This is a genomic window from Benzoatithermus flavus, assembly GCF_037908215.1.
GTDB classification, from domain to species: Bacteria; Pseudomonadota; Alphaproteobacteria; order Geminicoccales; family Geminicoccaceae; genus Benzoatithermus; species Benzoatithermus flavus.
In genome coordinates this window covers 82561-95657 of the sequence record NZ_JBBLZC010000003.1, presented here as the reverse complement: position 1 = coordinate 95657, position 13097 = coordinate 82561, and the positions used below count along the sequence as shown (strand labels likewise).

Below are 13097 nucleotides of genomic sequence, written 5' to 3'. Positions count from 1 at the left end.
GCCGATCGCCATGCCAGGCCGGCCACACCGGCGATGCCGGAGATCCGGCCCGAGCATTTCATCAACCGCGAGCTCTCGTGGCTCGCCTTCAACGGCCGCGTGCTCGAGGAGGCGTACAACCCGAACCATCCGCTGCTCGAGCGGCTGCGCTTTCTGTCGATCTCGGACAACAATCTCGACGAGTTCTACATGGTGCGGGTCTCGGGCCTGATGGAGCTCGCGAAGCTGCCCATCCCCCCGGTGACCGCCGACGGCATGACGCCCCAGGAGCAGCTCGCCGCGATCAAGCAGCGCGTGAGCACGCTCGTCCAGGCGCAGCAGCGCTGCTGGCACCAGCTCACCGCCCAGCTCCGCCAGCACGGGGTGGTCGTCCTCGACACGAGCGAGCTCACGGACCAGGATCTCGCATTCTTACGCAAGCGGTTCGAGGAGGAGGCGATCGCGGTCTTGACGCCGATCGCGGTCGATCCCGCCCATCCCTTCCCGTTCATCCCGAACCGCGGCATCGGCGTGGTGCTCGAGCTGGATCGGGGCAAGGGCGACACGCTGGTCGGCCTCGTGCTCCTGCCCGGCAAGCTCGAGCGCTTCGTGCGGCTGCCGGGCGAACAGGCGCGCTTCATCCGTCTCGAGCAGCTCATCCTCGCCTTCTCGGACTTCCTGTTCCCCGGCTTCGTCTGCAAGGGCGGCGGCTTCTTCCGGGTCTTGCGCGACAGCGACATCGAAATCGAGGAGGAGGCCGAGGATCTGGTCCGGCTGTTCGAGACCATGCTGAAGCGGCGCCGCCTCGGCAACGTGATCCGCCTCAGCATCGATGCGGCGATGCCCGAGAAGCTGCGCACCTTCCTCACGACGCACCTCCACGTCGAGCCCGAAGACGTGGACGAGGTCGACGGGATCCTGGGCCTCGCCGATGCCTCGCAGGTGATCGTCAAGGACCGGCCGGAGCTCCTGTTTCCCGCCTTCACCCCGCGCTTTCCCGAACGAATCAAGGATTACAACGGCGACTGCTTCGCCGCGATCCGTAAAAAAGACTTCGTCGTCCACCATCCTTACGAGAGCTTCGAGGTGGTGGTGCAGTTCGTGCGCCAGGCGGCGCGCGACCCCAACGTCGTCGCCATCAAGCAGACGCTCTACCGCACGAGCGAGGACAGCCCGATCGTGGCGGCGCTCATCGAGGCAGCGGATGCCGGCAAGTCGGTGACGGCACTGGTCGAGCTCAAGGCGCGCTTCGACGAGGAGCTCAACATCCGCTGGGCCAGGAATCTCGAGCGGGCGGGTGTCCAGGTCGTCTACGGCTTCATCCAGCTCAAGACCCATGCCAAGGTCTCGCTCGTGGTGCGGAAGGAAGCCGACGGTTACCGCACTTACTGCCATTTCGGCACCGGCAACTACCACCCCGTCACCGCCAAGGTCTACACCGACATCTCGTTCTTCACCTGCGATCCGGCGCTGGGCCGCGACGCCGCCAAGGCGTTCAACTACATGACGGGCTACGCGACACCTGTGGGCCTCGAGAAGCTGGCGCTGGCCCCCGTGAACCTGCGCGAGACCCTGGTGCACCATATCGAGGAGGAGATGGAACATGTGCGCGCGGGCAGGAGGGGGCAGATCTGGGCCAAGCTGAACGCGCTCGTGGACGAGCAGATCATCACGAAGCTCTACGAGGCCAGCTGTGCTGGCGTGAAGATCGACCTCGTCATCCGCGGCATCTGCTGCCTGAGGCCGGGGGTGCCGGGCCTGTCCGAGAACATCCGGGTGAAGAGCATCGTCGGCCGCTTCCTCGAGCACTCCCGCATCGTCTGCTTCGGCAACGGCGCGGGGCTCCCTTCCAGGAAGGCCAAGGTGTTCATCTCCTCGGCCGACTGGATGCAGAGAAACCTCTCGCGGCGGGTGGAGACGCTGGTGCCGATCGAGAACGAGACCTGTCATCAGCAGATCATGTCGCAGGTGATGGTGGCGAACCTGAAGGACGTGACCAACAGCTGGATCCTGAAGCCCGACGGCACGTACGAGCGGGTCAAGCCCGACGAGGAGGCGTTCTCGGCCCACATCTATTTCATGACCAACCCGAGCCTGTCGGGCCGCGGCAGCGCCCTCAAGAAGCAGGGGGTCACGCGCCTGCAGCTTTCCTATCTCCCCGACAGCGCGACCGTCTAAGGCCGATGACAGCTTCACCCCGCAGCGCGCCGCGCGCGCAGGAAGGCGAGCGGCACGAGCCGTTCGCCGTCGTCGATATCGGCTCGAACTCGATCCGGCTCGTCGTCTACGAGCGGCTGTGCCGGGCGCCGATAGCCCTCTTCAACGAGAAGTCGGTCTCCACGCTGGGCAGGAGCCTCGCCTCCACCGGCCGGATCGGCCGGGAGGAGATGGACAGCGCGCTGCACGCGCTCCGGCGCTTCGCCCACATCGCGAGCGCGCTGCGCGCACGCGAGGTCGAGTACGTCGCGACCGAGGCCGTGCGCCGTGCCATGAACGGGGCCGAGTTCCTGGCCGAGGCCCGGCGCGCCACCGGCCGGCCGCTCACCGTGCTCTCGGGCCACGAGGAGGCGCACACGGCGGCCATGGGCGTCGCCTACAGCTTCCACCGGCCGCGGGGGGTGGTGGGCGATCTCGGTGGCGGCAGCGTGGATCTCTCGCTCGTGACCCCGGACGGGCCGATCGCCCCTTACGGCAGCCTGCCGCTCGGCACGCTGCCAGTGACCCGGATGCTGCTCGAAGACCGGGCGGCGGCCACACGCCTGATCGACGAGCGCCTCGCGAGCCTGCCCTGGCTCGAAGGAGTGTGTCGCGGGCAATCGTTCTACGTCGTGGGCGGCGGCTGGCGGGCGCTCGCCCGCATCCGGCTCGCCATCACCGACACGCCGCTCAAGGTGGTGCACGACTATCGCCTGACGGCGGAGGAAGCGGTCAAGCTCGGGCGCAGCATCGCCGCTCTCGACGACGAGGAGCTCAAGACCGTGCCCGGCATGCCGGGAAGGCGCATGCCGACCGTGCGCGCCGCGGCGCTCCTGCTCGAGCGGGTCGTGCGCCGGATCGAGCCCGAGGCGGTCGTGTTCTCGGCCTTCGGCCTGCGCGAGGGGCGCGTGTTCCTGCGCCTCACGCCCGAGGAGCTGCAGGAGGATCCGCTGCTCGCCGGTGCCCATGATTTCGGCCGCACGCGCTCGCGCGTGCCGACGATCGGCCGGGCCATGGGCGAATGGACCCGATCGGTGTTCCCGAACGAGACGCCGGAGCAGCGGCGGCTGCGGCTCGCGGCATGCGAGCTCTCGGATTCGGCCTGGCGCGAGCATCCGGCCTTCCGCGCGCGCGAGGCGTTCTATCGCCTCGCCCAGTATCCTTTCATCGGCCTTACCCACGCCGAGCGCGCCTTCCTCGCCTACGCCTGCTTCATCCGCTACGAGGGCAGCCCCGAGGATCTGTTCATCCGCCCGATCCTCTCGCTCCTGCCGGAGCCGGAGCGAAGGCGCGCGGAGCTCCTGGGGGCCACGCTGCAGCTCGGCTACCGGGTGTCGGCCGCCGTACCCGATCTTCTCGCGAGCAGCCGGCTCGAGATCGCGGGCGACGAGCTCGTGCTGCATCTGCCCGTCTCCGACATGGCGCCCGATCCCGACATCTCGCGACCGCGGCTGCGTGCCGTGGCGAAAGCCCTGGGTCTCGGCCGGTTCCGGGTCACGGCAACGGCCTGAGGGGCGTTCAGAGGATCGCTGGCTCCTGCTCGCGCATGGCGCGCACGCTGCCGTTCTCGAGGTGGTAGATGCGGGTCGCGATCTCGAGGAAGGCTGGCCGGTGGGTCACGGCGAGCACGGTCGTGCGCGCGCGCAGGGCCGCGATGTTGCGGCAGATCGCCCGTTCCGATTCCGGGTCGAGGGCGCTCGTGACCTCGTCGAGGATCAGGAGCTTCGGACGGCGGATCAGAGCGCGGGCGAGCGAGATGCGCTGCCGCTGCCCGCCCGAGAGCCTGGCCCCTTTGGCGCCGACCACCGTGCCCATACCTTCGGGAAGCTGCATGACGAACTCGAGAGCGCCGGCGAGCCGGAGCGCCTCCTCGGCATCGCGCTCGCTATAGGCGGGATCGCCGAGCGTCAGGTTCTCGAGCACCGTGTCGTGGAACAGAATCAGCTCCTGCGGCACGTAGCCGACGCGGGTGCGCCAGGCCTGGAGATCGACCGCGGCGAGGTCGAGATCGTCGAGCAGGATGCGCCCGGCTTGCGGGCGATGCAGGCCGAGGACGAGGTCGATCAGCGTCGTCTTGCCCGCGCCGGAGGGGCCGGTGAGCACGGTGATGCTGCCCGCAGGAACCTCGAGCGAGGCCTCGCGCAGGACGCCCTTGGCACCGTAGCCGAACGAAACCCGCTCGAAGCGGATCTCCCGCTCGAAGCGGGGCTCGACGCCGCCGCCCCGGTTCTCTTGGTTCTCCTCGAGCTCGCGGATCAGGTTCTCGACCTCCATGAAAGGGGCCTCGACGATCACCGCCTGCTGCAGGAAAGTCTGCATCCGGCCGATGCCCTTGGCGGTCCGGGTGAGCACGACGCCCACCACGATCACCTGCTCGAGCGAGTTCGAGAACACGACGAGCGCGAAGTAGGCGGCGACACCCAGGCAGACGGCAAGGAGCGCGTCCTGGCCGTTGCGCAGGGCCTCGCGGCTCAGGACCTGCCGGCGCAGCGCCTTGCGCAGGCGGTGCAGGCGGCGCTCGAAGAAGCCCGCGAACGCCTGCTGTGCTCCCATGGCCTTGAGCGGCTTCAGGTTGTCGATCGTGTCGGTCAGAAGGCTCACGAGTTCCTTGGTGAGCTCGGTCTGGCGCCTGCCGGCCTTCTTCGCCCGCAGGACCAGGAAGTGAACCGCGCTTCCGGTCGAGAGCCCGACAAGGAGCGCCCCGAGCGCCAGCTTCCACGACACGAGCACGGCGAGCAGCAGCATGACCACGGTCTCGACCGCCTCGGCCACGAACTGGGCCGCGAGCTGGTAGGCCTGCTGCGAGCGGCTGACCTCGCCGCTGAAGGCGTTGGCGATCCGACCGGCAGGATGATCGAGGAGATAGCTCCAGCGCACGCCGAGAAGGTGGCGGATCAGCCGCGCGCGCATGTCGTTCGCGACCTCGGCGTTGGCATAGCCGACTTTGCGCATGGCGAAGAGCGAGACCGCGGCGTTCAGCAGCATGAAGCCGACCAGGACCGCGATCAGAGCGCCCAGCGACGGATGGAGGCCCAGCCGGTCCAGCGTGTCGGTGACCAGCCGCGAGACGAAGGACGGGTGCGACGAGCCCGAGGCGGCGCCGAGCAGCGGGACCATGGTGGCGAGGCTCACCCCCTCGCACAGGCTCGCCACGATGAGGCAGGCGAGCACGACCCAGGGATTGGCGCCACGCGCCCGGAAGAAGATCCTAAGAATGTTGATCACGACCGGCCACCTGCTGGACGGCGCCGCGGCGCCCTGGCCGGGCGCGACGCCGGCCGACAACATCCCGCCTAGAAACACACCACGGCACGCGACGCAACCGCGCGCCTGCCCTGCCGGAACGCGGGCTAGCCGCCAATGTTCTGCTCCACGACCGCAGCAGTCGCGCCGAAGAGTGCGGCAAAAATGCACTAGCCGCCACCACATGTCGGCGGCTCCGGGCACCTCGACAACGTAGAAGGCTTCTACATCAAGGGCTTACGGCCATATCGAAAGCTCGGCCGCAAAAAACCGTAACAGAACGTGAATGGTAGCAGGAATTTCGACTCTCTATCTGTGCAAGCGAGGTGGCGGCCTCGGCGCCGAGCCGGATCCGGGAAACCGCGGACAGACCCGACAAGGCTATCGATGACCACGATGAAGCCAACGCCGACGACCAATCCTTTGCTGCCGTTCCGGGCGGAGGGGTTCGATACCCTGGCCGCCGGCTTGGACTATGCCGCACAGGGGGAGACCGGCTTCAATTTCTTCTCGGCACGCGGCGAGCTCGTCGAGGTCCTGCCTTATCGGACCTTGCGCGAGCGGGCGCTCGATCTCGCTTCCCGTCTCGCAGGCCGCGGGCTCGACCGCGGCGACCGGGTCGCGATCGTGGCCGAGACTTCGGCCGACTTCGTGACCACGTTCTTCGCCTGCCAGTATGCCGGCCTCGTGCCGGTGCCGCTGCCGCTGTGCATCAATATCGGCGGGCACGACGCCTACGTGCAGCGGCTGCGCGGCATGCTCGTCTCGGCCAGCGCCCGCTTGGCAGTAGCGCCCGGTGATCTCGTGGCCACTTTGAAGGAGGCAGCCGAAACCACGGGCGTCGTCGAGGTCGCGACCGCTGCCGAGATCGCGACCTGGCCGGCTGCGGACGAACCCGTCGCACCGCTCGGTCCCGACGAGCCCTGCTACATCCAGTACTCCTCCGGCAGCACGAGCTTTCCCCGCGGCGTGCTCGTGACCCAGCGCGCCATCGCCGCCAACGCCCATGCCATCTCGGTGTACGGGCTGAAGCTCGGGCCCACCGACCGCTGCACGTCGTGGCTGCCGCTCTACCACGACATGGGCCTCGTCGGCTGCTGCCTGACACCGGTGATGAACCAGATCACCGTCGACTATCTGCCGAGCACGGCGTTCGCGCGCCGGCCGCTCCTGTGGCTCAAGCTCCTGTCCGATCTCGGTGGAACGATCTCGTTCGGCCCCACCTTCGGCTACGAGCTCTGCACCCGCCGGGCGCAGAGCGGCGTGCCCGAGGGCCTCGATCTCAGCCGCTGGCGCGTCGCCGGGATCGGCGGCGAGATGATCCGCGGCAACGTGCTGGCCGAGTTCGCGGAGCGCTTCCGGGAGGCCGGCTTCGACGAGCGCGCCTTTCTGCCGAGCTACGGCCTCGCCGAGGCGACGCTCGCCGTCACCTTCGCCCCGCTCGGGCAGGGGGTGGCGGTCGATACGATCGACCGCGGCCGCGCACTCGAGGTCGAGCGGCGCGCCGTGCCGGTGGACGAGACCCGTCCGGCGCGGGCGATCCGGAGCTTCGTCCTGTGCGGCCGTCCGATGCCGGGCTACGCGGTCGAGATCCGCGACGGGCACGGCCGGGCCCTGCCCGAACGCTGCGTCGGCAGGGTGTGCATCAAGGGCCCGAGCCTGATGCAGGGCTACTTCCGCAACGACGTCGCCACCCATGCCGTGCTGCTCGAGGACGGCTGGCTGGATTCGGGCGACATGGGCTACCTCGTCGACGGCCAGCTCGTGATCACCGGCCGTACCAAGGATCTCATCATCGTCGGCGGCCGCAACATCTGGCCGCAGGACGTGGAGTGGGCGGTGGAGCAGCTCGACGGTGTGCGCGCCGGCGACGTCGCGGCCTTCGCCGTCAACGGCGACGACGACCGCGAGCGGGTGGTGGTCGTGGTGCAGTGCCGGGCGATGCTCGAGAAGGCGCAGGAAGAGCTGCGCGCCGCCGTCGCCGCCGTGGTGCGCCGGGTCGCGGGCGTGGAGTGCGAGGTGGTGCTCGCTCCCACCCGCTCCCTGACCTTCACCACCTCGGGCAAGCTCAGCCGGGCCGCGGTCAAGGCCGACTATCTGAGCGGCGCCATCCGCGACGTGACCGCCTCGCCCGAGCGGCGGGCGCGGGCCCAGCTCGAGCAGCTCGCCGTCGCGAGCTGACGAGGCCGGTCGCAGCGCCCCGGCATGATCTCCGCCACCGTCGCGGTGACCGGCGCCACGGGCTTCGTGGGCCGGCCGCTGGTGGCTGCGCTGCGTGCGGCCGGCCATGCGGTCCGCGCCCTCGTGCGCCGGCAGGACGAAGCGCTCGCCGCAACCGGGGCCGAGCTCGTGCCGGGCTCGCTCGCGGACGAGGCGAGCCTGCGCGCACTCGTGCAGGGCGCCGATGCCGTCGTCCATGTCGCCGGCGCGATCAACGCGCCCGACCGTGCGGGCTTTCTCGCCGCCAACGCCGCCGGGACCGCCCGGCTCGCCGAAGCCGCCGCCTCGGCCCTGCCGGGCCGGCCGTTCATCCACGTCTCCTCGCTGGCGGCGCGGGAGCCGCACCTTTCGCCTTATGGCGAGAGCAAGGCGCTGGGCGAAGCGGAAGCGCGGGCACGGGCCGACCGGCTTGCGATCACCATCGTACGCCCGCCTGCCGTCTACGGTCCCGGCGATCGGGCCACGCTGCCGATCATCCAGGGCCTCGCCCGTGGTTGGCTCGCGGCTCCCGCCGGGACGGACGCGCGCTTCTCGCTCCTGCACGTTGAGGATCTGGCCCGCCTTCTGGTGGCGATGCTCGGGGCGACGCTGCCGCCCGCGGCCGTGCTCGAGCCCGACGACGGCCGCGCCGGCGGCTATGGCTGGCGCGACCTCGCCGACATCGCGGAACGGGTGCTGGGGCGACGGGTCAGGCTGGTGCCCCTGCCCCGCGCACCTCTTTTCCTTGCAGCCGGGCTGCTCGAGCGCTACGCGCGGGCGCGCGGGCAGGCACCGCTGCTCTGGCGCGGGAAGGTGGCCGAGCTGTTCCATCCGGACTGGGTGTGCGATCCCGCCACCATGACGGCGCTGCCGGGCTGGCGCCCCTCGATCGGCTTCGCCCGCGGCCTGTCGTCGACGCTCGCTTGGTATCGCGAGGCCGGCTGGCTATAAGGGCCGCGGCCGACCGGCGGCGGTGACGGATTTTTGCAACGGAAGCGGGAATCATGACCGATACGAATCGCGTTCTGGGCGAGGTCGCCGCCATCCTCCAGCGCTTCAACACGGCCGGACGCACGATCGGACCGGAGACGGATCTCGCTGCCGACCTCAACATCGATTCGGTTGCGGCCATGGACCTCATCATGGAGGTCGAGGACCGGTTCGAGATCGACATCCCGATCAATCTCGTCTCCGACATGACGACGGTGGCCGATCTCGTCACCCTCGTCGAACGGCAGCTCGAAGCACGCGGGGGCGCATGATGGACATCTTCGACAAGTACGCGCCGTTCGCGAGCCGCCACGAGCAGCTCCTGCAGCTCGGCGCCGACCCGTTCGCGGTGCGGATCGACGAGCTGCGCTCGGCCACCGAGGCCGTGATCGACGGCCGCGAGACCATCCTCGTCGGCACCAACAACTATCTCGGCCTCACCTACGATCCGGCCTGCATCGCCGCGGCCCAGGAGGCGCTCGAGCGCTACGGCACGGGCACCACGGGCTCGAGGATCGCGAACGGCACCTACGGGCCGCACCAGGAGCTGGAGCAGGCCTTCGCCCGCTTCCTCAAGCGCCGCTCTTGCATGGTGTTCAGCACCGGCTACCAGGCGAACCTCGCCATGATCGCGGGCCTCGCCGGCCCGCGCGACGTGGTGCTGATCGACGCCGATTCGCACGCCAGCATCTACGATGCCTGCAAGCTCTCGGGTGCGACCATCGTGCGCTTCCGGCACAACGATCCCGCCGATCTCGACAGGCGTCTGACCCGGCTGGGTGCCGAGGGCGAGTGCAAGCTCGTCGTGGTCGAAGGGCTCTACAGCATGCTGGGCGACACGGCCCCGCTCCAGGCGTTCGTCGAGGTCAAAAAGAAGCACGGCGCCTGGCTCCTCGTCGATGAGGCGCACTCGTTCGGCGTCTACGGCGAGACCGGCCGCGGCCTCGCCGAGGCCGAGGGAGTCGAGGAGGAGGTCGACTTCGTCGTCGGTACGTTCAGCAAGAGCTTGGGCGCCATCGGCGGCTTCGGCGCCTCGAATCACCCGAAGTTCGACCTGCTCCGCTTCTGCGCCCGGCCCTACATGTTCACGGCCTCGCCGAGCCCGTCCAGCATCGCCTCGGTACGTGCGGCCCTGCAGCGGATCGAGGAGGACCCTACCCTGCGCACCCGGCTCTGGGCCAACGCGCGGCGGCTGCACGAGGGGCTGGTCGGGATCGGGCTCAGGCCCTGCTCGCCGGTGAGCCCGGTGATCGCCGTGCCGCTGCCCGGCGAGATCGCAGCGGCGCGCGCCTGGAACCTGCTGCGCGAGCGCGGCGTGTACGTGAACCTGGCCCTGCCGCCGGGCACGCCCGGCTCCTTGTGCCTGCTCCGGGCGAGCCTGTCGGCGGCACACAGCTTCGCGCAGGTAGACGTCGTGATCGAGCGCTTCGCGGCCGTGGTGGCCGAACTCACCGAGGAAGGGGCGGCGCTGGCCCGGACCGCCTGAGGGTGACGGCAGGGTGCTCAGGCGAGCGCCTTGCCGTAGATCCGGTAGCGTTTGTAGGGCACGGCACCCACGGCGTGGATCACGGCCTTCACGGCCTCGTTGTCCTCGAGGATCCAGGAGAGCTCGGCGCGCTCGTAGCCGCGGGCGGCGTGGTGGCTCTTGACCGCGTCGATGATGCCCAAGGCCAGCGCCGCTCCCTTGGGCGTGCCCTGCAGGCGCCTTACCACCCCCATGAGCGGCATCCGGCCGGTCTTGAGCCCTTTGACCTTGAGCCGCCAGAGCAGCCTGGCCCAGCCGAAGGGCAGCAGCCTGCCATCGAGGTCGCGGATCGCCTCGTTGAGGTTCGGCAGGGCCGCGGTCATGGCAACGGGCTCGCCGTCGAGCTCGCCGATCGCGAAGCTGCCGGGGTTGACGAGCGGCTTCAGGCTCTTCGCGAGATACAGCGCCTCGTCCTCGCCGAAGGGGATGAACCACCAGTTGTCGGCCCAGGCATCGTTGAAGATCCGGCAGACGGTGGCGATCTCCTCCTCGTAGCGCCGCATGTCGAGCGGGCGGATGCGCACCCCCGGCATCCGGCGCAGCCGGTCGAGGAGGCGCCGGGCGGCCGGCGGCCAAGGCGCGGCCACGTCGAAGTCGTAGGCCAGGAGGTCCTTGAGCTTGGTGTAGCCGAGTGCTTCCACGCGCTCACGGTAATAGGGCCGGGCGTGGCCCATCATCAGGTTGGGCGGAGTGTCGAAGCCCTCGACGAGCAGCCCGCACTCGTCGTTGATCGAGAGGTTGAAGGGCCCGGCGAGCCGGCGCATGCCCTGTCGGCGCAGCCAGTCCTCGGCAGCGCCGAGCAGAGCCGCGAACACGGCCGGATCGTCGATCGCGTCCAGAAAGCCGAAATGGCCGGTAGCATCCCGGTAGCGCTCGAGATGGCGCCGGTTGATCTGGGCGCTGATCCGGCCCACGGGCTCGCTCCCCCGCCAGGCGATCCAGTAGCGGACGTCGATCGCGCGCAGGAACGGGTTCTTCTTCTGGTTCAGGTGATCGAGCCGCTCGAGCGTCAGCGGCTGGACCCAGCTCGGGTCGCCCGCGTAGATCCTGCGGGTGAGACCGATGAAGCTGGTGAGGCCCGCCTTCCCCGAGACGGACTCGAGACGCAGATCCGAAGGCGCCAAGGCTCTCCTCCGCCGGCTGGGATGACGCGAGGCCCCGGCACCTCGCCGACCCCGCCTAGCCGTCCGGAGCGACCGATGCAAGGCGAGCGGAAGGCTCAGGCGGCAAGCAGGCTCGCGGCGATCGGCGCGTGGTCGACGATGGCAGCGAAGCAGCGCTGCCAGGGTCCCTCGCCGCCCACGAGATCCCAAGGCCGTTCACGGCAGCCCTCGACGAAGCGCCGCGCCACGAGCGCCTTGCGCGCGTCGCCGGCGGCGAGATCGGCAGCGGCAGCCTCGAGGAGGAGCGCTGCCGCGAGGGCTTCCGCCATCACGCGGGCGAGGCGGCGCGCGATCCGGCTGCCTTCCTCCGGCCGCGCAGCGAGGCCGGCGGCGACACGACGGCAGGCGGCGAGGGCCTCGGCCACGGGCCGGGCGAGATCGCCGAGCCCCCCCTCCAGCCGCCCGAGCACGCCCTCGAGCCGCGCCGCGTAGGCTGCGGCCGCATTGCCGGCCGAGAGGAGCCGCAGCACCTCGTGCGCCTGGATGTTGGCCCCGCCCTCCCAGACCGGCAGGACCTGGGCATCGCGCAGCAGGCGCGAGGCGGGATGGTCCTCGACATAGCCCCTGCCGCCCATGAGCTCGACGAGAGCGCTCGCCGCCGGCACCACCCAAGTCGCCGTCTGGAACTTGGCGAGCGCGGTGACGAGCCGGAGCCAGGGCTTGGCTGCAGGATCGGCGAGCGCCGCATCGAATGCTGCTGCCGCCTCGAGCGCCAGGAGCAGGCTCGCCTCCTGGCGGGCCAGCAGGTCGAGCAGCACGTCCTGGACCATCGGGTAGGTGGCGAGCGGATGGCCGAACGCCTCGCGGCCGCGCGCGTGCGCGAGGGCTTCGAGGAACACGCGGCGCTGCAGGCCGGCTGCCGCCATCGCGTTGTGGATACGGCTGTAGCCGAAAGCGTCGAGCATCGCCTTCAGGCCCTCGGGCGGTGCCGCCACCTGCCAGGCGCCAGCGCCGTCGAGCTCGATCTCGCCGGTGGCGAGACCGCGCGTGCCGAGCTTCTCCTTGAGGGCGCGGATGCGATAGCGGTTCAGGCTTCCGTCCGGCAGCCGCCGCGGCACGAGGTAGAGGCCGATCCCGGCCGACCCGGCGGGCGCTCCCTCGGGCCGGGCCGTCACCAGGGCCATATCGGCATCGGCGTTGCTCGCGAACCATTTGAGGCCGGTGAGGCCGACGTCCTCCCCGTCCGTCCTCCGGGCGACCGTCGCCGTGGCGCCGAGATCGCTCCCGGCACCGACCTCGGTGGCCCAGGTGGCGCCGGTGGCGGCGGTGCCGTCGGTGCGCAAGAAGGCCGGCAGGAAGCGCCGGCGCAGCTCTTCCGGCGCATGGCGGTCCAGCACCCAGGCGACGGCACCGGTCAGCGTCGCCGGGCAGTGGAGCGAGATGTCGGCCTGCGCCAGCAGGTAGCCGAAGGCGAAGGTGAGACGATAGGGGCGACGCTCGGGTACGTGGTTGAGGGCAACGAAGCCGTGCCGGTAGACCTCGGCATGCGCTGCGGCATGGAGCGGGTTGCGGACGATCCGGTCGATCGGCCGCCCCTCCCCGTCCCAGGGCTCGAGCCTGGGCGGGGCGTAGCGGTCGGTGTAGGCGGCCGCCGGCTCGACCGTCTCGGCCACGAACGCGCCGAAGCGCTCGAGCCGTTCCCGATCCCGACCGTCCAGCGTCGGCGCGCTGCCGCGCTCCAGCCGCCGCACGAGGTCGGGGTCGCTGCGGTAGAGATTGCCGCCGGTGAGCTCGGCCAAGGTACGCATCGCCGCCTCCCGCACGCAAGGCCGGCTCGCGCCGGTCGAATCGAGCGCCGGTGC

9 protein-coding genes are annotated in these 13097 nt (G+C 70.2%); 6 read left to right on the top strand and 3 right to left on the bottom strand.

The features are described 5' to 3' along the window. Positions 1-33 precede the first annotated feature (33 nt). Positions 34-2157: an RNA degradosome polyphosphate kinase gene (locus tag U1T56_RS04340; RefSeq protein ID WP_418158362.1), complete on the top strand. Its 2124-nt coding sequence runs from the start codon at positions 34-36 to the stop codon at positions 2155-2157. Between the two features lie 5 nt (positions 2158-2162). Continuing rightward, a complete protein-coding gene (locus tag U1T56_RS04335) occupies positions 2163-3686 on the top strand; it encodes a Ppx/GppA phosphatase family protein (protein ID WP_418158215.1) in 1524 nt (507 codons plus the stop codon). Between the two features lie 7 nt (positions 3687-3693). Here the strand turns inward: U1T56_RS04335 and U1T56_RS04330 are convergent, their stop codons facing one another. Next, complete coding sequence (locus U1T56_RS04330) at positions 3694-5400, bottom strand: ABC transporter ATP-binding protein (protein ID WP_418158214.1); 1707 nt, start codon at positions 5398-5400, stop codon at positions 3694-3696. 414 nt (positions 5401-5814) lie between these two features. Between U1T56_RS04330 and U1T56_RS04325 the strand changes: the two genes are divergently transcribed. The 4 genes from U1T56_RS04325 to spt are packed head-to-tail and all read left to right on the top strand — an operon-like array spanning position 5815 to position 10093. After that, on the top strand, positions 5815-7599 hold the full coding sequence (locus U1T56_RS04325; RefSeq protein WP_418158213.1) for a fatty acyl-AMP ligase: 1785 nt from the start codon (positions 5815-5817) through the stop codon (positions 7597-7599). A 24-nt stretch (positions 7600-7623) separates the two neighbouring features. Beyond that, positions 7624-8568 carry an NAD-dependent epimerase/dehydratase family protein gene (locus U1T56_RS04320; RefSeq protein WP_418158212.1) on the top strand — a complete coding sequence of 315 codons (945 nt, stop codon included), beginning with the start codon at positions 7624-7626 and terminating at the stop codon, positions 8566-8568. Between the two features lie 53 nt (positions 8569-8621). Continuing rightward, positions 8622-8879: an acyl carrier protein gene (locus tag U1T56_RS04315; RefSeq protein ID WP_418158211.1), complete on the top strand. Its 258-nt coding sequence runs from the start codon at positions 8622-8624 to the stop codon at positions 8877-8879. Continuing rightward, positions 8879-10093: a serine palmitoyltransferase gene (gene spt, locus U1T56_RS04310; protein WP_418158361.1), complete on the top strand. Its 1215-nt coding sequence runs from the start codon at positions 8879-8881 to the stop codon at positions 10091-10093. The genes U1T56_RS04315 and spt overlap by 1 nt, the downstream gene beginning before the upstream one ends. Positions 10094-10110: 17 nt before the next feature. Here the strand turns inward: spt and U1T56_RS04305 are convergent, their stop codons facing one another. Both U1T56_RS04305 and U1T56_RS04300 read right to left on the bottom strand, forming a co-directional pair. Continuing rightward, complete coding sequence (locus U1T56_RS04305; protein ID WP_418158210.1) at positions 10111-11256, bottom strand: hypothetical protein; 1146 nt, start codon at positions 11254-11256, stop codon at positions 10111-10113. A 95-nt stretch (positions 11257-11351) separates the two neighbouring features. Beyond that, positions 11352-13043: an acyl-CoA dehydrogenase family protein gene (locus U1T56_RS04300; protein WP_418158209.1), complete on the bottom strand. Its 1692-nt coding sequence runs from the start codon at positions 13041-13043 to the stop codon at positions 11352-11354. Between the last annotated feature and the right edge of the window lie 54 nt (positions 13044-13097).

Excerpts from the sequence above, each read along its gene's own strand:
- U1T56_RS04340 (WP_418158362.1), top strand. The coding sequence starts at position 34 with ATGCCGGAGATCCGGCCCGAGCATTTCATCAACCGCGAGCTCTCGTGG.
- U1T56_RS04320 (WP_418158212.1), top strand. The coding sequence starts at position 7,624 with ATGATCTCCGCCACCGTCGCGGTGACCGGCGCCACGGGCTTCGTGGGC.
- spt (WP_418158361.1), top strand. The coding sequence starts at position 8,879 with ATGGACATCTTCGACAAGTACGCGCCGTTCGCGAGCCGCCACGAGCAG.
- U1T56_RS04335 (WP_418158215.1), top strand. The coding sequence starts at position 2,163 with ATGACAGCTTCACCCCGCAGCGCGCCGCGCGCGCAGGAAGGCGAGCGG.
- U1T56_RS04325 (WP_418158213.1), top strand. The coding sequence starts at position 5,815 with ATGAAGCCAACGCCGACGACCAATCCTTTGCTGCCGTTCCGGGCGGAG.
- U1T56_RS04315 (WP_418158211.1), top strand. The coding sequence starts at position 8,622 with ATGACCGATACGAATCGCGTTCTGGGCGAGGTCGCCGCCATCCTCCAG.
- U1T56_RS04300 (WP_418158209.1), bottom strand. The coding sequence starts at position 13,043 with ATGCGTACCTTGGCCGAGCTCACCGGCGGCAATCTCTACCGCAGCGAC.